29 protein-coding genes, 1 tRNA gene and 1 pseudogene are annotated in these 19585 nt (G+C 44.0%); 27 read left to right on the forward strand and 4 right to left on the reverse strand.

Features of this window, described 5'->3' with window-relative positions; translation table 11 throughout:
* Positions 1–262 precede the first annotated feature (262 nt).
* From E7747_RS11245 to E7747_RS11320, 16 genes are all read left to right on the forward strand, one after another.
* On the forward strand, positions 263–757 hold the full coding sequence (locus E7747_RS11245) for a hypothetical protein (protein ID WP_123542238.1): 495 nt from the start codon (positions 263–265) through the stop codon (positions 755–757).
* On the forward strand, positions 750–1454 hold the full coding sequence (locus tag E7747_RS11250; protein WP_136416021.1) for a hypothetical protein: 705 nt from the start codon (positions 750–752) through the stop codon (positions 1452–1454). The genes E7747_RS11245 and E7747_RS11250 overlap by 8 nt, the downstream gene beginning before the upstream one ends.
* Positions 1455–1479: 25 nt before the next feature.
* Complete coding sequence (locus E7747_RS11255) at positions 1480–1875, forward strand: ribonuclease H family protein (protein ID WP_128701840.1); 396 nt, start codon at positions 1480–1482, stop codon at positions 1873–1875.
* A 4-nt stretch (positions 1876–1879) separates the two neighbouring features.
* Positions 1880–2092 (forward strand): hypothetical protein, encoded by a 213-nt coding sequence (locus E7747_RS11260; RefSeq protein WP_128701839.1) that lies wholly within the window; start codon positions 1880–1882, stop codon positions 2090–2092.
* 25 nt (positions 2093–2117) lie between these two features.
* Positions 2118–2885, forward strand: coding sequence for a radical SAM protein (locus E7747_RS11265; protein WP_262710071.1), 768 nt, complete (start codon positions 2118–2120; stop codon positions 2883–2885).
* Positions 2882–3196 carry a hypothetical protein gene (locus tag E7747_RS11270; RefSeq protein WP_128701837.1) on the forward strand — a complete coding sequence of 105 codons (315 nt, stop codon included), beginning with the start codon at positions 2882–2884 and terminating at the stop codon, positions 3194–3196. Before E7747_RS11265 ends, E7747_RS11270 begins: the two co-directional genes overlap by 4 nt.
* Complete coding sequence (locus E7747_RS11275) at positions 3193–3441, forward strand: hypothetical protein (protein WP_136416026.1); 249 nt, start codon at positions 3193–3195, stop codon at positions 3439–3441. The genes E7747_RS11270 and E7747_RS11275 overlap by 4 nt, the downstream gene beginning before the upstream one ends.
* A gap of 11 nt (positions 3442–3452) precedes the next feature.
* Positions 3453–3794 carry a hypothetical protein gene (locus E7747_RS11280; RefSeq protein WP_128701835.1) on the forward strand — a complete coding sequence of 114 codons (342 nt, stop codon included), beginning with the start codon at positions 3453–3455 and terminating at the stop codon, positions 3792–3794.
* A complete protein-coding gene (locus E7747_RS11285) occupies positions 3784–4038 on the forward strand; it encodes a hypothetical protein (protein WP_128701834.1) in 255 nt (84 codons plus the stop codon). The genes E7747_RS11280 and E7747_RS11285 overlap by 11 nt, the downstream gene beginning before the upstream one ends.
* Positions 4035–4340 (forward strand): hypothetical protein, encoded by a 306-nt coding sequence (locus E7747_RS11290; RefSeq protein WP_128701833.1) that lies wholly within the window; start codon positions 4035–4037, stop codon positions 4338–4340. Before E7747_RS11285 ends, E7747_RS11290 begins: the two co-directional genes overlap by 4 nt.
* Positions 4337–4822, forward strand: coding sequence for a hypothetical protein (locus E7747_RS11295; RefSeq protein ID WP_136416028.1), 486 nt, complete (start codon positions 4337–4339; stop codon positions 4820–4822). The genes E7747_RS11290 and E7747_RS11295 overlap by 4 nt, the downstream gene beginning before the upstream one ends.
* A 12-nt stretch (positions 4823–4834) precedes the next feature.
* Positions 4835–5299 carry a hypothetical protein gene (locus E7747_RS11300; RefSeq protein ID WP_123542255.1) on the forward strand — a complete coding sequence of 155 codons (465 nt, stop codon included), beginning with the start codon at positions 4835–4837 and terminating at the stop codon, positions 5297–5299.
* Positions 5289–5519, forward strand: a complete 231-nt coding sequence (locus E7747_RS11305) for a hypothetical protein (RefSeq protein ID WP_124030353.1) — start codon at positions 5289–5291, stop codon at positions 5517–5519. Before E7747_RS11300 ends, E7747_RS11305 begins: the two co-directional genes overlap by 11 nt.
* An 11-nt stretch (positions 5520–5530) precedes the next feature.
* Positions 5531–7438: a hypothetical protein gene (locus E7747_RS11310; RefSeq protein WP_136416030.1), complete on the forward strand. Its 1908-nt coding sequence runs from the start codon at positions 5531–5533 to the stop codon at positions 7436–7438.
* Complete coding sequence (locus E7747_RS11315) at positions 7413–7757, forward strand: DUF551 domain-containing protein (RefSeq protein WP_136416032.1); 345 nt, start codon at positions 7413–7415, stop codon at positions 7755–7757. The genes E7747_RS11310 and E7747_RS11315 overlap by 26 nt, the downstream gene beginning before the upstream one ends.
* Positions 7758–8182: 425 nt before the next feature.
* On the forward strand, positions 8183–8365 hold the full coding sequence (locus E7747_RS11320) for a hypothetical protein (protein ID WP_136416034.1): 183 nt from the start codon (positions 8183–8185) through the stop codon (positions 8363–8365).
* Between the two features lie 165 nt (positions 8366–8530).
* On the opposite strand, the gene E7747_RS11325 is transcribed toward E7747_RS11320, so the two are convergent.
* From E7747_RS11325 to E7747_RS11340, 4 genes are all read right to left on the reverse strand, one after another.
* Positions 8531–9793: a tyrosine-type recombinase/integrase gene (locus E7747_RS11325; protein ID WP_136416036.1), complete on the reverse strand. Its 1263-nt coding sequence runs from the start codon at positions 9791–9793 to the stop codon at positions 8531–8533.
* A 211-nt stretch (positions 9794–10004) separates the two neighbouring features.
* Positions 10005–10091 (reverse strand) — tRNA-Ser (locus tag E7747_RS11330).
* Positions 10092–10288: 197 nt separating this feature from the next.
* Positions 10289–11176, reverse strand: a complete 888-nt coding sequence (locus E7747_RS11335) for a hypothetical protein (protein ID WP_136416037.1) — start codon at positions 11174–11176, stop codon at positions 10289–10291.
* A gap of 253 nt (positions 11177–11429) precedes the next feature.
* Positions 11430–12377 (reverse strand): glutaminase, encoded by a 948-nt coding sequence (locus E7747_RS11340; protein WP_136416039.1) that lies wholly within the window; start codon positions 12375–12377, stop codon positions 11430–11432.
* A gap of 380 nt (positions 12378–12757) precedes the next feature.
* On the opposite strand from E7747_RS11340, the gene E7747_RS16630 reads away from it, so the two are divergent.
* The 11 genes and pseudogenes from E7747_RS16630 to E7747_RS11385 all read left to right on the forward strand — a co-directional run bounded on the left by E7747_RS16630 (position 12758) and on the right by E7747_RS11385 (position 19479).
* Positions 12758–12898, forward strand: a complete 141-nt coding sequence (locus E7747_RS16630; RefSeq protein WP_168185317.1) for a hypothetical protein — start codon at positions 12758–12760, stop codon at positions 12896–12898.
* Positions 12895–13206 (forward strand): PepSY-like domain-containing protein, encoded by a 312-nt coding sequence (locus E7747_RS11345; RefSeq protein WP_168185318.1) that lies wholly within the window; start codon positions 12895–12897, stop codon positions 13204–13206. Before E7747_RS16630 ends, E7747_RS11345 begins: the two co-directional genes overlap by 4 nt.
* 170 nt (positions 13207–13376) lie before the next feature.
* Positions 13377–13817 (forward strand): annotated as a pseudogene (locus E7747_RS17015) (flavin reductase family protein); the annotation flags it as partial.
* Between the two features lie 54 nt (positions 13818–13871).
* Positions 13872–14546: a rubrerythrin gene (gene rbr / locus E7747_RS17020; protein ID WP_228449315.1), complete on the forward strand. Its 675-nt coding sequence runs from the start codon at positions 13872–13874 to the stop codon at positions 14544–14546.
* A gap of 237 nt (positions 14547–14783) precedes the next feature.
* Entirely contained in the window at positions 14784–15530 is a 747-nt protein-coding gene (locus E7747_RS17270; protein WP_136416045.1) for a helix-turn-helix transcriptional regulator, read from the forward strand.
* Positions 15527–15805, forward strand: coding sequence for a helix-turn-helix transcriptional regulator (locus tag E7747_RS17275; RefSeq protein ID WP_168185319.1), 279 nt, complete (start codon positions 15527–15529; stop codon positions 15803–15805). Before E7747_RS17270 ends, E7747_RS17275 begins: the two co-directional genes overlap by 4 nt.
* A 199-nt stretch (positions 15806–16004) precedes the next feature.
* Complete coding sequence (locus E7747_RS11365; protein WP_123615792.1) at positions 16005–16223, forward strand: DUF3791 domain-containing protein; 219 nt, start codon at positions 16005–16007, stop codon at positions 16221–16223.
* A gap of 20 nt (positions 16224–16243) precedes the next feature.
* The gene (locus E7747_RS11370; protein ID WP_262710042.1) at positions 16244–16690 is read left to right on the forward strand and encodes a DUF3990 domain-containing protein; all 447 of its coding nucleotides are present in this window, start codon (positions 16244–16246) and stop codon (positions 16688–16690) included.
* Positions 16687–16908, forward strand: a complete 222-nt coding sequence (locus tag E7747_RS11375) for a DUF3791 domain-containing protein (RefSeq protein WP_123615770.1) — start codon at positions 16687–16689, stop codon at positions 16906–16908. The genes E7747_RS11370 and E7747_RS11375 overlap by 4 nt, the downstream gene beginning before the upstream one ends.
* A gap of 215 nt (positions 16909–17123) precedes the next feature.
* Entirely contained in the window at positions 17124–18377 is a 1254-nt protein-coding gene (locus E7747_RS11380; protein ID WP_136416050.1) for an RtcB family protein, read from the forward strand.
* A 91-nt stretch (positions 18378–18468) separates the two neighbouring features.
* A complete protein-coding gene (locus tag E7747_RS11385) occupies positions 18469–19479 on the forward strand; it encodes a hypothetical protein (protein WP_136416052.1) in 1011 nt (336 codons plus the stop codon).
* Positions 19480–19585 lie beyond the last annotated feature (106 nt).

Consider the following 19585-nt stretch of genomic DNA (forward strand, 5'->3'; position numbering starts at 1 on the left):
CCCAAGATGGTCTAAAAATCACAACGGCTCCAACTATGCCTGAACTTAGGGCCGACAGACCGTTCCAGATAATTCAACAGCGTGATTCATCCGGGAAATTCATAATCCTATCAGTAACTCAGCTAATCAATGATAAGGTTAGCGATTATTAACCAACACCAATAGGCTTTTTAAGATTTGTTAACAAATCTTTCTGAAGGCTCTGCACTATTACTCGGTGCAGGGCCTTTTTGTATGCCCTAATTGATAAAAGCAATATAACATGGCACAGAGAATTAAAACCAATATCAAGTTCTACAAAGGGCTTGACAACGTTGCAGATAAGCTCTACGGTTTTGTCGCCAAGTCCAATGGAAGTTGGAGGGGGTGCCGCGAAACTGAGAGTAAGAAAAAAATCGTGTTTGTAGATACGGCTATTGCTAAAGACATCATCCCCAATACGCTTTACAGTTGCTCACTGGTTCCTATGCGTAATGAAGGAGGCTTCATAGCCAAGTCTGCAACCATAATCAAATTCCCCGGCACGGTAGCTACAGTATGCCGTAAAAATGTCTTTCTGGTGCGAATAACATTCGGCAACAAGGAATACATCTACGATCCTTCCAGTAAGGAAAAGCGCAAAAACGACATCAAATCTATCGCAGACATTCTTCGGAGCCGGCACGACCTCGAAAATGCGATAAGTGTGGCTGAAGATTTTATTGATAACGCCTGTATAGTCAAAAGACTCTACGAACAATCTCAATCCAATGTTTGAAGAAACCATGTCAGGTGACGAGCTGCTGAATGAGTATCGCTTAGACCTTCCTGAAATTCAGGCCAAAACTCTGCGCTATGATAAGTCAGATTATGTGACCCGATATTTATGGAAACATCACAAGCAGCCCACTGTCATAATGACCAAGATATTTGACTCATCTCGTGGCAATGCCTATTTGGGAATATTGGTCTATTTTCAAACTGGTATCGGAAAGACTAAAAAATGGGATTGGTCATCTTTCCATATCGGACTGATGAATATCAACAAGGGTGTATCAGCTATTGCTTTTTATGCAGAGAGCAAGCAGGCTATTAAGTTCAATCCTCATTTCTTTCAACGTTACAAGGAACGCTTTATCGAAGTATGTGACTGGCAGACCAGGAACCAACTTGCCACAGCCAAAGACATCATTGATGTTATCGGCATATATATGAAGCGCAACCTGACTATGACTTGGATTGAGACCAAATCCGTCTTTCGTGATAAAGTTCACATTTTCGGTCCGGTCAATGATGGAGTTGCACTACTCCAGTGGAGCAAACATCATAGACTCCTTCAAGCAAACACATTTGTCACAATGGATATGCTTGATGCGAAACAGACCCAAATGGTAGAGTATGCCAAAATATATTTCTCCCTCTCCAAAGCACAAAGAAAGAAATTCCGTTTCCCGGATTTCATCTTAAATGATTAACGCAGTGTAAAATAACTATCTTGATATGATAAGTCTCAACGAGGGCATAGCGGTCGATGCAGCCCATTCAATGAAGAATCGCAAGACAGAATTTCAGGGGGTTGACCTAAAAACTGGTAAAACACTCTTCTATACCGATCTTGGTAATCAGACCATAAACATCGGTGAGTTCCTTGCAATAGTTGAGGCTGTCAAATACATCATCGACCATGACTTTCAACCTAAAGTCATCTTCTCAGATAGTACAACTGCTATAAGCTGGTTCAAGAACAAACGTACTGCATCCGGCAAGCGAAACGCCAAGTTGATGAAAGCTGAGATATATCTGAGAGCTATGGCTTATTGGGTAGATGAGATTGAGATAGTTAAATGGGATAATCGTCAATGGGGCGAGATTCCTGCTGACTTTGATAGAAAGTAAATTTATGAAATATACCGATTTATGCTCTGGATACACAGGTGTCTTTTTGAACCCTTTTAGTTCTCTTTTGAATGAAATCAACAAATTCAAAAGAGAGAGTGAAATCATAGACGTAGAATATGAGGACCTTTCCGATCAGATTAATGATCAATCTGAAATAGAATCAAACAAACAACTTTTAATCGCTCAATATTATGCTGATACAGATAACAAATAAATGCTACGAGGGTTGTGCTCACTGCATGCAATGCTCCCATCCCAAAGGCGAGCACATGGATATGGCCACCTTCAAAAACGCCCTTAGATTTGCTCGATTCTTAGGCGTGTGTTCCTACATTATAACCGGTGGAGAGCCAACTGAACATCCTCAGTTCTATGAGTTTTGCGAAGCCCTAAACCGCTTCATCAAAGGCAGTAAAGAAGTAGGGGCCTTCACTATAACTTCTAACGGTACATGGTTTCCTGAGCGCAAAGACGAAATGGAAAAGCTGGCCAAACTCGACCATTATGTCGGTATGCAAGTCTATACTAATCCTAAATGGTATAAGGACGCTCCTTTTATACTTGAACACAAGAATGAAATCAATGCCATTCCCAAAGTAATGGTAGATACCAGTGATATTCAGGGTATGCAGGATTTAGGAAGGGCCAAAACCAATGAGCAGGCTCAGGCAGAGGTCGCTAACAATCGTTACCACATGTCATGCTTGAACGGACACCTGCTATTTAAGCAAACAAGCCCAACAAGAAGGCTCTCTGGCTTAGATCGTCAACCCGGTATAATGTGTAAGCCTTGCGTGGACTACAAGGGCAACGTACACCTCTCAGAGTCTCATCTTTGTCCTTCATTCGGTAATGTCAATGATAATTATTGGCTTGAAATTTTCAACAATCTCAGAAACGCAAAACCCTGTTGTCAGTGCGCTTTGGGGAAGAAATTTCTTACAACCGATAATATCAAAATACAGGTTGCACGAAACTTATTAGGATTTGAGGAACCATCAAAATGAAAGTAAAGTATTTTGACATCTTTGGATTGAGAGGCAACATCAAGATGTCGGTAAACCCGCCTCAATGTATTGTTGATGCAGACTTCTGTATCGTTATGGGTGGTAAAGTTTTTCAATGGGTTGGCATTGGCTGGACTGAAATTCGAGATGCTACTCCAAAAGACGATGAAACCCTCCCTCTTGTACTCATACCGCATTGCTCTCACTGTAAGCATTATGATGTGATGAAAGATAAGACAATGTACTGTTTCAAGACTCATAAACGTATAACGGCTCGTAAGAAGCCATGTAAAGATTACTCTGAACAATGAAGAAACAACTTGTAACCTCCGTAGATATAGCCCATGTTTGTCATAACACATTTGACTATATGGAACTCGTCGCACTCGGCGAAGTATTTTATATGCGTCGAACACGCTTTCTGAAGCGCCTTGTGCGTAAGGTCATCCATAAGGTTGAAGTGCCGGTGGACTATTTCACTTCTGCTGAAGAAGCTAAAGCAGAGGCTCGCCGGCAGATGGATGAATTTGTAAAAAAGTATTATGTCTCCATCTAATTTCACAGAATATGCACGAAGATTTATACTTTGATAGAGAAGAGCTTTGCACATTAAAGCAAACAGACGCTCTACTGACTTTAGGAATGGGAACTGAAAAACTCTACTACCACGAGGAAGGGGCTGGTTATTTTCTATTCCCTCTCAGTTCTGCAATCAAATGGTTACGAGAGAATAAGCATATAAATATCCGTGCCAATTATCGTTATATCGCTCGTGATTGGTTTGCGGATTGGCTAAATCTGGAAACATCTGAATATGATGATTCTGATGAGTATTATCCCACCTCAGAAGCTGCTCAATCGGCAATGCTATCAACCGTCTTATCAAATCTCTCACAAAATGAAAAATAGTAGTAAGTTTCTTTTAGCAATGTTAGGAGCTGCCGCTATACAGGCTCAATATGCTGATAACTTTTATCGCTATGGTGAGCGTAAGCGTTATCCAGCCCCTGATTCCAGGAATGGGTTTAATAAGACTACAGTAAAAGCAGTAGATAGTCGCCAGTTGCGAGAGTTTTCAATCAAAGGTCATAAGGTAATGGCATTCTCTAAGAAGGATGCTATTACCAGACTCAAACATCAGAAAAAGATATGAATACCGAAGAAATAAAGGCATTGGCAACTGAAGTGGCTGCCATTCTATACAATGAAGATAAGACTTATAACTCTCATCTTTGGTGGAGCGTAGATCCTAAAGAACGTAAAGCTGAAGAACTTGAAGATACGATCGCTGTCATTCTGAGAGATCACTGTATTGTTCCAAAGGCAAAAGCCCAAGAACTGTGCCAACTGACGTTAGAGCATGGCGATAGTGAAGATTTTGGTCTCATTGACGGTCTTGTAGATATAGTGTGTGATATGTTTGAAGATGAATATCATCAAGAGGCAGAAAAATGAGTGTAACGATACGAGGTCGATACGGACAAACAACCATTGTGCATGATCTCTCAGTTCTCGACGATATCATAAGAGCTGACAAAAAATTTTATGCTGAATGTGATGCGTTCCATGCAAAAATGATGGAATTGGGCGTAAAGGCATATCGGTGTAATGACGGCTGGATAAATAGAGAACATAATATTGTTACTTTTCATCCAGATGATAGAGTTCATGGCTATTATTGGGGGAATCGAGATCTTAAAAGTGGTGATAAGATTTTCATCGGAAATGCAGGTGATGGAGGCAAATTCGCCTATATAGATTATATGGTGGAAATTACCCCGTATTGTGTTAGATACCACTATATTTTATCTGATGAGATATTGGATGCGCAAGGGAATGTTTCAAATCCGAAACTCCAAGCATCTGAAAAACGTCTAAAGAAATTCAAGTTCTTTAGAAATATCGTGAAAAGAATATTCAAACGGACAAAAAACTAAAGAGATCCAATTATGGCTAAAGATACTCAACCCAAGCCCTATGATGGAATGCTTCTTTTCAGACAAAATCATCCATATACAAAAGAAGAGTTTGAGGCTATGAAACAGAATTTCTATAAATACTGTGGTCCACTTTTCCCAGCCAAAAATGAACCTACATCTTTTGTTATGCTTGGATATGTATCACGGGGTTTATCAGGAGAACTAAAGCTGACCCATAGCCATCCCAGTATGTCTGATAATTTCAACTTATTGCCTCCAGACTTATTCCCGGAGGTTCAATATGGTTCCGAGCCACTTTGCGTTGAAATCAAACTCACGCCAGTACCAAATATCAAAGCCTCCGAAGTCCCCAAAGAACAGACAGAGTTTCAGGAAAGGATTTTGTGCAATCCTGACCGGCCAACCGATGAGGAAATCTGGAGAGATACAACTGATGAAGTGCCATTAAACGATAGTGAAGAAAATGAAGCGTGACAATAACAGAATATCCTTAACTCTTAAAGAAGCTGATGAGGTAAGAGAACATCTTGAAACTCTTTATGCAATGGAAGGGACACTTGATGAAGATTTCAATCGTGAGTGTCATCGAGCAGGATTCTTTGCGCGAAAAATATGTGAACTGATACATGGGCATCGACATCCCCAGTGGGAAACTCCAGAGCCTCCAGAACCAAAATATACTCCAACAATATAAAGTTACTACCAATGCAAAATTATGAGCTAAAACCAGTTGTTTCCAGTATTCTTCAATTTCTTGAAGAAATGACTGGCTGCAATTTGAAAGAATTGACAGAACAGTCATCTTTCAAAGGGACATTGGGCACATATATAAATGCTAAAGATCTCTTCGCAATCAATAATAATATTCAGAGTGGAGAGTATGGCATTGCCTATGAAAAGGAAGTAACATTCTTAAAAAACTTCTTATCTGAGATAAGACTCTCTCATAATTTTGATAGGCTTATCGGGGAATGTAAAGAATTAGGCTCTATTCTTTTAGAAGCTCATACTATTTTCAAAGATTACATGATATGGGCCGCCGAAGAGAAAAAGTATTTTCGGGAATATCTTTTTAATAATGAACTCCTGAAAGAAGAAGAAAAAACTGATGACTTTCTCAATAAGTTTAGTTATGAATGGGTTGATGCAGCCAAGAAATCTGTTCAATCCAAGTTACTCCAGTTATATAATTTTGGTAATGCTTCCAATACCACTCTCAGCATAGGCCACACAACGCCATATTCTATTTCTGACGCACTTTGTATCTCAGATGATATAAACCTATGTATTGGGACAAATAAAGGCCAGGAAGAGGATATATGCTATGCTCGTCTGGCTTTGAAAATTGACCGAGAATTGGCTTTCTCTCACTTCATTATAACAATCCAATACAAGGATAAGATATGGTTGGTTACAGACAAACCGACTATGCCCAATCCCCAGTTCCGCGAAAACACCAGAAACCCTTATAGATGGCGTGAAGAGGCTTTTGACAATATTCAGCTTCCTTATGGCCTATTGGATCACATTGAGGAATGGCGTAAAGAGTCAAAAGCCGTAGCCAAGGAAAATAGTTCCGAGGTCTATATAAAGTCTATGAGGGATTTTCTACCTCCGGCAAGTAAGATTCTGATTAAATTGATTATAGAAGAATTGATATATAATGTCATCCCTATGAAGCAATTTGATCTGAAGAGAATCGGTTTAGCCGGGGAGAATGTCAAGCTTCTGGGTAATGGCAAAACCTTAGAAAATGTCGATGATATTTTTGTAAAAATCAATCAGGAAGCCAATGAAGAACGGATAAACAGTATTATTTATCCAACTTCTACTGAGCTTATCAAGATTGACCCTACAAAGGCTGTTGCACAATATATAGAGGCTGGAGAACTGTGTACCGTAGATGAGATAAGGAAAATCGCTATCTGGTCTCAAAAGGAAGAACAGCGTAGAAACAAACAAAAACTACTGGATGAAGCCTATACTCGTGAAAGAATGAGGGCTGATGAAGAGGAACTAAATAAGATACTATTTGACAATGTTGAAAGCCTTTATGAGGTAGTTTTCTCAGCAGATATAGTTTTTATGTGCATAGAGGACGAAAACGCCAGATCCTTTGGGTCCTCAACTGAAAGTGCAATCATTCAGATTTGCGATACCAGCCTTTTTAAGTCATCTTACTCCAAACAGTATCTCACAAATTATCATCTTAACAATTTTAGAGATGAATGGCATGTGGCAAATTGCGTAATGTGTGACTGCGAAAATCCGGTAAATCTCCAATTAAAAATCTACTCCTATAAAGAACTTTGTGGGATTCTTAAAGTTAAACGTGAACAACTGCCATATACATTCCAGAATTATACCGCGAATTTCTATGTGCCATATATAGGAAATACAATTCTGGATAATGTCAATCCAGAATACAAGATACTTGACCTCCGAAGCAGAGAACTCCAACATTACTATTCAATAGGTATTCCTTTGAATAAACGCTGTTTCAATAAGCTCCGCAAGAAATACTGGAAGTATGAGAAAAGTCTCGTAACAATAAACTATACAAAAGGAACTATAAAAATCCAAGAATATGGAAAAGGAACTCAAAACGCTTGAAACACGAGCTCATGAATATGCTTATCCTGTTGCAAAAACATTATATCGACAAGGTTTCGTGAAAGAAACATGGCTTGAAAATGTAGTCGCAGACGGATATATGGCAGGGCATGAAGCTGCAATTAAAAACCAATGGCGTGATGCAACAGATTATCCTCCCATTGATGAGGATGTGCTGGTTGATTACCCATACGAACATGGATATGTCGTAGCTTATTACGATGGCGAGGACTGGTATATCACAGAAACCGGGAGATTGATACGGCCTACACATTGGATGTCTATTCCACCACATAATAAAACTGAGGGGAATGAGTAACCGTAGATTTCGCAAATATCCTCAGACCATTGTTCTTCGATGTCCTTGCTGCCAGGAAGTAAAATATACACTTTGTCATTTTGACTCCACTGGAGAAGCGGAATATCGTTGTCAATGCGGCTACATCAGTAAAATCAAACTCGCTAAATTGAATAACATGAAAAAGAAATTCAAAATCAAAAGTTGTGTAAAAACTTGTTCGGCTTGTCCGAGCCAGTGGGATCTATATACCACAATGGGGCAATACATCTATGCTCGCTACAGATGGGGAGGTCTAACTCTTACCCTTAATATGGGTAAGCCCAACAGTGAAGTTATCTATCACAAAGGGATAGGTGATGGCTGAGATGGAGTTTTATCAACCTCAGAACTTAAAAAACATACACGATCAGTTTTAGACTGGAGTCTGATGAAATAAATCAAAGATGAAAAAGAAACATATACAATATTGGGTATATTTCTTTTCTACCGCTATATTTTTCTTTTGGCTTGGAAGTCTTTGTGGTGCTGGATTGGCATATCACAATGCTGAAAAGCAATCTGAGAAATACCGGGTGGAAATGGTGAAGGATTCACTTTATTTTGAATACACTCATAACCCACAGTAAAACAATGAAATTCCAAACAACCCAATGGCCCATCACTATAACTTTAGATGTGGAAGACATTCAAAATCTTCCGCAACCACTGTCAGGATTGTAATATACAATACACTTTCCAACGACCGAACAAATGAGAAATGGGGGTAGTCATTAATTGACCGCCCCCATTCTTTAGAACTTCATCGCTGCCAGTACCTTATTCCGGCTGGAAGCGTCCCCCTGATTATTGTAATAAATCTTCTCACAGTTATCAACACTGGTTCCCATCATATTCGCCACATATATCACCGGTACGCCTTTGCTGATATAATGGGTTATTGCAGTGTGACGAAATGTGTACGTATGTAGAGGGAAAGAACAGCCTATGGCTTTTCCCACTTTTTTTAACCAATAATTCAATTTCCCTATAAAGTGTTTTATATCACCATTATTGGTGGTTTGCGTTTTTAGTTTTTCCTTATTTCGTATAGGGAAAATATAACCATCCTTAGAGTATTGCCGCCATCTTAGCATAATCCGGTCAAGCTCCTGATTAATAGGAACAGAACAAGGAACCGACTGTTTCTCTGAAATCTTCCTGCGCTTAAACACAAAGTGGCTGATGCCTCCTATTTTTTGTATGTCCGAATATCTAAGAGATATGGCATCACAGGCGGACTGACCGGTATAAAGAATAAACAGACAGAAATCACGATACAGCTCATTCAATGGGGATGTGGAAACTTCCGCAAGATCAAGATTGGCAAATTGCTGACATTGCTTCTCAGTGAGTGTGTTAAACTTATGTGCGCTGCCACGTTTTTTCTTCCACCAGCTGCAATCTTTAAAGTCCTCGAATTTAAGATGTCCCGCCTTCTCCGCTTTTACGATTATAGAATGCAACATGGTTGAAACATAATTCTTACCCTTGCCAGCCCGTGATTTTTCAATCCACTCAAACGTGCTGTCGATGAATCCCGGGGTAAGTTCTGTAATTAGCAATTTCTCATATTTTATTTTTTTTGCCTTACAAAACTCCTGAAGCCTACGTTCACATTTCTGATAAACTTCAAAACTGCCTTTTGTTGTTCCGTCAGAATGTTTCCTTTTGTTGAGGTCATCTATCACAGATTGGATAAACTGCGAGACAGTGGGGGTGCCGGCATTATCCTGCCTTGCAGTCTCCATAGCGGCAATCATTCCAAACACACTTCCTGTCCAATTGATTGCCGCCTCATCATATTTTTGCCGGAATTGCACGAGAATTGAGTTGTTCTCATCACTGAAGGGACAACTTGGGATAAAAAGCTGTTTCTTCTGGTTCCAATGTCTTTTCTGTATTGAACCTTTCAGCAGCTTTGTGACATTGATAAACTTCGTTTCTCCGTCTTGATAAAGCCTTAACCGGAGTTGGAAACCTTTGTTTCCGAACATCTGATAGTTGATGGTGATCATTACGTTGCTTTTAATCAATTAACTATTGCCGATTTTTTGCGTCACAAATCATGCACATCGTTAATTGTTTTTAGCCTGACACTGCTTAACCGACCATAAACTGTACAGCGTTTTGTTCGGACTTTGATAAGCTAATTCAAAGTTTTTCAACTTATTATGATAAAAACCAGTTTGCCTTGGTGTACAGGGTAAACTGGTTTTCATCATTCAGCGGAAAGACAGGGATTCGAACCCTGGGTTCCCGTAAGGGAACAACGGTTTTCGAGACCGCCCCGATCGACCACTCCGGCATCCTTCCTTTGGTGTTGTTGTATTGTCGATTTTTATTTTGACGGTGCAAAGGTATAAAAAATTTTTTAATCACCGTCTTTTTTATTCCAAAAAATATTGAGTGAAATATTTTAAAAGTCCGGATTCAGATTCATCGAAAGACACCTATAGTGGGGAATTGCGACGTTCGTCCGGATTCTCCCCTGAAAAACAGTCTGTTGGGTTTTAACCGGCTCTTTTGCCATCCGAGATTTCGAACGGCAGTTTATGGCGCTCGAATGCGTCGATAAAAGAGCCGGGGGTGGAATTATAGATACGACATCCCCTGTCGCGGGCATAAGCCTCAAGCGCGTGATACGATTTGAACGCAAGGTGAAAACTCAGCAATATGTCGTGGAGACGCACGTCGCGATACACCGATGCCACCCGCTTTTTCTCCTCCGCGTTATCCTTATAGAAATGCGGCTGTATGCTCACCACCTCGTTGTTGTCGGTCACACTCAGCGTATTGAGCCACCCGTGGTCAGCGCCGGTAAGGTATATTTCACTGAATCCGGCAAGCATAGCCGTCATTATTGCCGGTATGAGCACATTTCTCGGGCGAGGCATCGCCAGACCATGACTGTAGAGATAGTCTGTCAGCCAGCCGAATCCTTCCGCGCCTACAAAATTGAATGTCTCCACGATGATATGCCCGTTGTCTAAACCGAGACTCTTTGACGAATGGCCTGAGGGGACATAGAGCGTCATTGGCCAGTCGACAATCGTATTGAGACGTGAATATAACCTTTCGACATTAGGGTCATCGGCTCTCCCGGTAAAAAAATGTGGATCGGCCATGAGATAGAAATCTGGCCGCAGCGATTTGAACTCCTCGGCGTTCGCAGCAAAGTTCAGCGCCATCGTGACAGCCTGCGACAGCTCTCGTCCGTGTCTGGCGATAACGTCTGCAAGCGACGGTCCGTTGCCCATAATGATGAGTGCCTTTCCGTCGGCTGCGCTTTTGGCTTTGCTGATATGCGCTCCGTGTGACTGCAGGGCCACTTTTATCAGGCTCTTGGCCGATGATGCTGCCTGAGAGCCGAAAAGAGAAAGTCGGTCTGAAAATTTCATGCGCAAATTTACACCTTTTTAGCCGAACAGTCAAAATATCGGAGCAACGTCGCTCCATCTCTTCATCACCGGTCATTACAAAAAAACGAAACCCTCGGCTTTCCGCAGATGGGGAGGCCGACGGTTTCGCCACCGAATGTGTGTCGAGGATTCCTTAATCACCATGTCCTGATTTCAGGGTTGGCTTTTGATCTGGTCCTCTTGGTGTGTGTGTTTCTCAATGCAATTAGATGTGTATATCTTTGTCTTTGTGCTACTCGATGTCTACGCGGGCGCTTGAAAAAGCGCTGAGCTGCAGAGAGGTCACTATGTCTTTGATAGCTCTTGCAGCCTTCATCGGGACTCCGGCCTCGTTCAACTCGGGTGAGAATGCGGCGATTGAGCCAAGTCCGGGAACGACGGCTACGAATCCGCCTCCGAATCCCGACATTGCCGGGACGCCTGTCATAATCAGCCATGGCTTGCCCATATGTTTCGGGCCTTTGGCTGCCATCATCGCACATACGGTAGCCGACAGTTCTCCGTCGAACACAACGGCTTGTGTGGCCGGATTGACACCGTCGGCTGCTATGGTCGCACCCATTTCAGCAAGCTGTTCGGTGGTGACGAGCATTGAACGCAGACGGTTATAGAGATTGACCGACAGTCCGGCCTCGTCATAAAGTTCATAGCCGGTTTCGGCAAATGAGTTTACTATGTTCTTTTCAGCTGCCTTCTGCTGTGTGGCTTCATAGAGCTTATCGTCAAGCACCGGCGATGAGCCCATCAGCCCGATCATAAGGTTGGATAAGATATCCATTTTTCCGTCAAAATCACCGACCGGCTCCACAAGGCTTGCCGCGCGGACTCCCTTTGCGTGCATGCCCTTGATTTTCTGTTTGGGTTCGTCGGGTTTAGGTCCGCATCCACAGCCACAGCCCTTGTGGCCGAGACCCATTTTTTTCACAAGATCAGCTGGCTGCATCTGGGTCAGTAGCTGTATCGCAATTGGCAGACGTGAAATCGCGCCCATTGCAAACTGGGCCTGACTGTGCCCGACATCAAATTTCGTCCCGTCAGTCAGACGGACCGAAATGCCGAACATTCCCTGATTCATGTCTGCTACTTTGGGACTTGGAGTTCCGCCCATGTCATTTTTATGATTGTCGTAGGCTTCTTGAACGGCCGACTTAAGGTCGGAGAGCTTGATTTTTCTATCCATAATAGTGTAAAATATTTTTTCGAACAGTCTGTAGTCTGCATGGCCATTTCCTTTACAGGCAGTCTGATTGATTATTTTTCAATAAAAACCGTTTTGACGCTCGACTTGTTGGCCGGTTTAGCGAAGCTTATGCTATTTTATCACTTGTTAAGCAACACTGAGAACCGAATTTATACTATCCCCTGCGCTTCAGGCATTGGTTAATTCAGCCTTATTGTTTTTGATTGATTCAACGGCTTTGCGAGGATTTACCTTGCTACGTCCTGCATCCCGTGATGACATTTAACATTTCCATCACTCAACTTTTGTGGACTAAAAAATGTTTACAATTCTAAAGGAAATACAATGATTATTCACCTGTTTTTATCCTCTTTTTGCCTATGAAACGTCTTGAAAAGCTTACTCTTTTGTCTCTGCTCGTTATACTCCTCTTTATGGGTGCGTGTTCAAACAACGAATGGGATGAAATTCCTACCCCGATCACATCGTTTATCGAACAATATTATCCGGAAGCGGTGTGAAGAGCTTCTCTCAGAACGACTCCGGCTATAAAGTGAAAATCACCAACGGCGCATCGCTTTCGTTCGACACGGAATATTCATGGACATTCATCGATGGCAACGGCGTGCGCCTTCCCGAAGTCATCGTCTACAATCAGCTCCCGCCCGCACTCTTCAACTATCTTCAGGGCATCGAGCAGCAGGCCGATGTCTATGCGATGAGTCGCGACAAGACATACTATAAACTCACGATGCACGACACTATTATAATTTATGAGATTTCGACGGGTAAGATATCATACCCCGACGGTAAGACTCTCGACACTTGAACGTGTCGACACTCCCTTGCCGGAAGCCGGAGACCATTCAGGTCGTCCGGCTTTTATTTGCCCTGTTGAAATATATCCGCCACTGATCCGAGTAAAAACTGCCCGTGAAATGTTATAAAAGAAATACAAATCTATTGTTTTATTAAAAATACTTTCCTATGGAAAATGCAATGTTCAAGATTCCCTACGGACTCTATGTCGTCACGACAAATGTCGATGGTCGCGACAATGGCTGTATATCAAATACTCTTGCGCAGGTTACCGCCAGCCCCAATCAGGTTTCGCTGTGCATATGCAAGCAGAACCTCACTTGTGAGATGATTGAAAAATCAGGCATCTTCACGGCTTCTGTCATAAGCGAAAAGGTCTGTTTCTCCCTCTTTCAGCGCTTCGGCTTCCAGTCAGGCCGTCAGGTCGACAAATTCAAGGATTTCACCGGATGTGAGCGCGTCGCCAACGGCACTCTGGCTGTGACTGAGGGCACGAATGCCTATATCAGTGCCAAAGTCGATAAGACGGTCAATCTCGGAACCCACATGATGTTTATCGGTGAGGTGACGGAGATGAAGACGCTTTCCGATGTCCCGTCGGCAACCTACTGCTACTATCAGGAACACATAAAACCAAAGCCTCAGCCATCATCCGACGTGCAGAACGGCCACACCGTGTGGCGCTGCAAGGTGTGTGGCTACGAATATGTCGGCGACGAGCTGCCCGACGGTTTCGTCTGTCCCGTCTGCAAGCATCCGGCATCTGATTTTGAGAAAGTTGAGATTACCGACAGTGTGGCCGACCGGCCCACCAATCAGTATTCCGGAACTAAGACCGAAAAAAATCTTCAGGAGGCGTTTGCCGGCGAGAGCATGGCGCGTAACAAATACACCTATTTCGCTTCCGTGGCACGTAAAAACGGTTTCGAGCAGATTGCGGCACTCTTCCTTAAGACTGCCGACAATGAGAAGGAGCATGCAGAATTATGGTGTAAGGCTCTCGGCGGAGTGAGCGCTGACACGGCTGTCAACCTTCTCCATGCGGCTGAAGGTGAGAACTACGAATGGACCGACATGTATGACCGTTTTGCCCGGGATGCCGATGAGGAGGGCTTCCACGCCTTGGCCGAACAGTTCCGTGGGGTGGCCGCGATTGAAAAGCACCATGAGGAGCGCTATCGTGCGTTGCTGCGCAATGTTGAGGCTCACGAAGTATTCCGCAAGAGCGGTGTCACAGTGTGGGAATGCCGTAACTGCGGACATATCTGCATAAGCACTGAAGCTCCCGAGGTCTGCCCCGTATGCTTCCATGCCCAAAGCTACTTTGAAGTCCATGCCGAAAACTATTGATGTCCCTTGTTTTGAGACACCCTCTTAAACTTCTGTGGAATAGCTTAATTAATTGCTCCGGCCGGTCAGCACCCCGATGCTGTCCGGCTGGATTTTCATTCATGGACAGATATTTAGAGGATGTTCAGCATTTGTTATGAAACACCCCTTAGTCGCGGTTATGTGCGCATTTACTTTGCGCGGTATTAGAAAATGACTATTTTTGCGGGATAATGATCATGTTGCAGATAAATTCCTATGCCAATCAACCGAGCCACACTCATCAGGATTTCAACCATTGATCGTTGTCTTCATAACCGTTATCGACGATGGACAATCAACGATCTTATTGAAGCATGCACAGATGCGCTGGCGGAGTTCGAGGGGAGGGCCAATCCCGTCAGCCGGCGCACATTTCAAAACGATCTCGCGCTGATGCGCAGTGACCGGCTCGGCTACAACGCACCGATTGTCGTGCGCGACAATAAATATTACGAATACGAAGACCCTGATTTCACCATAACCCATCTCCCGCTTAACGACGAGGGGCTTGATGCGCTCAATTCTGCCCTTGATATTCTCCGTCAGCTTCAGTGCTTTCCTCAGCTGGCCTCGTCAATCGAGACCATCAGTAAACTCAACGAGCAGATTTCTCGCCAGACAGGAGCGTCAGTCCCGGCGATGGATATGGAACATGTCGACGGTTACCGCGGAAAGCGGTTCATAGGCATGATATACGATGCTGTTCGTAAACATCGGACAATTACGATTGAATATCAGTCGTTCAAAGCCTCGCGCCCTGACACCCTGACCGTCTATCCCTATCTTTTGAAAGAATATCGTAACCGTTGGTTTCTCGTAGGGGAGAAGTCGACAAACCGCGCACCGCATGTCAACATATTCGCGCTCGACCGCATCCATTCGGTCAAATTCGACCATGAGCATCCTTTCAGAAAATGCGCCGGATTTGACCCGGAACACTTTTTGACGACACCATCGGTGTGACCCGTCAGATTGGTGACAAGCCCCGACACGTTGTGATAGACATAGACTCCACGCAGGCACCATATATCGAGTCAAAGCCTTTTCACCGCTCGCAGAAAGTGGAACAGCGCTTCGATGACGGTAGCATCAGGATTTCGTTGAAGGTCGTCATCAATAACGAGCTTGTGCGTCTGATTCTCGGCTATGGAGGTCATGCCGAAGTCATTGCACCACCTGAGCTTCGTGTGAAAGTGGCCGAAAGCGTCATCAAGGCCGCCGACCGCTACCGTGAATAAGCCGGAAGGATGATTGAATCTGCTGTTGCATTATCATTACTCCAATTCCATTTTAAATCTGTTGTCCCTCGATTAACTCCCGTAAAACCTTACTTTTCGCGGAACAGCCACAGAATTCGAGTGTTTAATACCGAAAATCTAACCGAAAATGATTAAATTTGCAACCTAAGTATATAATGCGAATGTCATGGCTATTACAATGGATACTAAGACACTTGAATTTGTAACATATTGTATCTGCAAACTCTCGCAGGTGCTGAAGATAAGCCAGCGGGAGGTATATCGGAGGCTAAAGCTGTCGGGCATACTCTATGGTTATATCGTGCCGTCCTATGATGTGTTGCATACTTTTAGTTCACGTTATCTTGTTGAAGATCTCATTGACTATATGAGAGAGAAAGGAGTGCTGCCACAATGAAACTATATCATTCATCCAATGTGTCAGTTATTAAGCCTGATATTATCTATTCTCGGGATTATCTTGATTTCGGCAAAGGTTTTTATCTGACCTCGATTCATGAACAGGCCGTCAGATATGGGCAACGATTCATCCGGCGTCAGCGAGAGGCTTGGTTGAACGCCTACGAATTTGAATTTAACAGTTCGGAATGGAAAATTTTGGAACTCGACAGTTATGATAAGGATTGGCTCGATTTTGTGGCCAGCTGTCGTGCCGGGAATGATGTTTCTGATTTTGATCTCGTAATCGGAGGTATAGCCAACGACAAGGTTATTCAAACGCTTGACAGATATTTCGATGGAGAATTGTCGGAGGATAAAGCATTAGGGTTGCTCAAATATGAACGACCAAATATCCAGTATTGTATCCGATCGCAGAAGATGCTTGACGATTGTTTGAAACATATAGAAAGCAGACAACTATGACCGAAGAAAGTAACTTGGCTTTTCATGCCGGCAAAAGTGCCAATATCATAAAGAGCTTGAGCGACCTCTACGGACTGTCCTTACAAGAGGCTGCTGATATATACTACCAATCCGACACATCGGAATTGATAGAAGACGGTATTGCTGATTTGCATTGTCGAAGCGACAAGTATCTTGCCACTGTTATTTGGGAGGAACATCAAGAGTCTCGTAAATAATAAATCTTCCAAATCTGAAATTTGTAAGGCCGTGTCCAATCTTCAGTCTTGTAATTATTTATGTGCTTCGGAAAAGAAAAACTGTCGGATTGCGGGTTTTATAGCGGATTTTCCGGATGGATAATTAAAAAAATGCAGAAAAATATCAGGTGCGCAGAATGGTTGCGCACCCACTGCCTAACTTTGCCCTCATAATTATAAATACACTTTGAATTATGAAGACAATAGACGGTCACGACGTGAAGATTTTCACTGACAACATTGAGGCCAATGCCTTGGCCCAGATTAATGAACTGCTCTCAATCGATGTGTTTTCCGACAAGAAAATACGCATTATGCCGGACGTACACGCCGGCGCAGGATGCGTAATCGGTTTCACCGGCGACCTTGGCGACAAGGTTATCCCCAACATCGTCGGTGTGGACATCGGCTGCGGTATGCGCATACTCAGGCTCGGCCGTCTCTCTGACATCGACTACCATGCTTTCAATGAACATATTCTTGCCAACATACCCTCAGGCATGAGGGTGCGTGAGGATAAATACGGGTTCACTCCTCTCGGCGTGGACGAGATGGATATCTATCGTGAGGCAAAGCAGCTCCTGACCGAACTCTATTGCTACCGTGAGCTTAAGGACACCGCACGCATAAAGAAAGCCATAGGTTCTCTCGGCGGAGGGAATCACTTCATCGAGCTTGACAAGGATGAGGAAAGTAACGTCTATCTCGTGATTCACACCGGATCGCGAAATCTCGGCAAGCAGGTGGCCGACATCTATCAGGCTCGTGCGGTCAGGCACTTGATCGCCGGAGAAGATGAATTTGAGGAATCAGTCAGACGTACTATTGAGGAATACAAGGCTGCCGGACGCCGGTCGGAGCTACAGGCTGTCATTAGGAAAATGCGCAAGGAGCGCCGGATGGCTGTGCCGTCACTTCCGCCCGCGCTCTGTTATGTCGAAGGCGAGATGCGCCGACAATATCTACACGACATGCGTCTGTGTCAGCGCTGGGCCGTGCTCAACCGTAAGCTCATATCTCGTCTGCTCATGAAATTTTTCCCTGACGTAGAGGTGACCGAAGAGTTTGAATCGGTCCACAACTACATAAGCGACGACAACATCATCCGCAAGGGGGCGATTTCTGCTTTGGAGGGCGAACGGTGCATCATTCCGCTTAACATGCGCGACGGATCGTTGCTTTGCACCGGCAAGGGAAATTCCGACTGGAACTGTTCGGCACCCCACGGTGCCGGGCGTGTGTTGAGCCGTAGTCAGGCATATCAGAAAATTTCAATTGACGACTTCAAGGCTTCTATGCAGGGCATATATTCCGAGTCGGTCAATGACTTCACCCGCGATGAATCCCCGATGGTCTATAAACCGGCCGACGAAATTATTGCCAATATCGGAGATACGGTAAACATCGATTCTGTCATACGCCCCATTTTCAACTTCAAAGCTTCATGACCCTCTAAATCTTTGGAGTTGTATTTTTCAGCAATAATCCTTATTTTTGCATAATCAGGTTGCTGATACCGTATTTGATACCATTCTCACAATGCGTTTCCTGCTCTACATAGCCATTCTCTTTGTTGCCACTGCTTGTTCGGTCGGCAACAGCTACCGTCATGAGCTTGACCGTGCGCAGAGCGAAATGGAACATTCGCCCGACAAGGCGCTTGAGCGTCTGAATGCCATTGATGTTTCCGATCTCTCTGACTCGGCGACCATAGCCCGTTGGGCTTTGCTCTATTCCGAAGCTATCAACCGCAACCGGCTCGCGGTTCCTTCCGATACAATAATAAACATAGCCGTCGATTATTATCGCATACACGGCGATTCGTCCGAGCGGCGGCAGGCCGAGGCCATCCGCTCGGCGATGGCAGAAAACAGTGTGCCGGAATCGGGTGCAGACCCTCTTCTCAGTGCAAGGTATCTTCAGAAAGTGAGGGAATACACCCTCTATCGCGAGCGTCAGGAACGCCGGACTTTCGTATGTTTTGCTGTCGTTGTTTTGGCAATCGCTATAGCAATCATCGTCTGGCTCTATAGCCGTCTGCGTCTGAAGAAAGCGGAAACCGATGCGCTGCTCGCCGAGGCTGCCTCGCTGCGCGGACTTGCTACGGACAACTCCGTCCTTCGCGATTCCGTGGCACAGCTTTTCGGCTCACGCTTCGAGCTTATCGACCGCCTGTGTGGCACATACTACGAGTCGCAGGGGACTAAGGTCGAAAAGACGGCCATAGTCAGTCAGGTCAAAGCAGAGATAGAGGCCATGCGTGCAGACAGCTCTACATTCGCCCGGCTCGAAAACGCGGTTAACGAGGGTAGGGAACAGTTGCTCGTGATTCTCCGCACTGCTTTTCCCGATATCAAGCACGATGACTATGCGCTTGCCGTTTATCTCGCATGCGGATTTTCAAACCGGGCAATAGCTCTGTTGCTTGAAGAAAAGATTGATGTCATCTATAAACGCAAATCCCGTCTGAAAGCCAAGATCGCCGCCCTTCCGGCCGAATATTCCGGCTTGTTGGCCTCCATTTTTGCCGATGGTCAGAAAAAAAACTGATACACCGGTGCAACAGATTGATATATAGCGTTGTGCGGAGATGCCTGTCAGACCGCAGATAGCCTCCGTTTCGCCCTGTTGACCTAACTTTGCATAAGCAATTCAA

This window comes from Duncaniella dubosii, assembly GCF_004803915.1.
Classification (GTDB): Bacteria; Bacteroidota; Bacteroidia; order Bacteroidales; family Muribaculaceae; genus Duncaniella; species Duncaniella dubosii.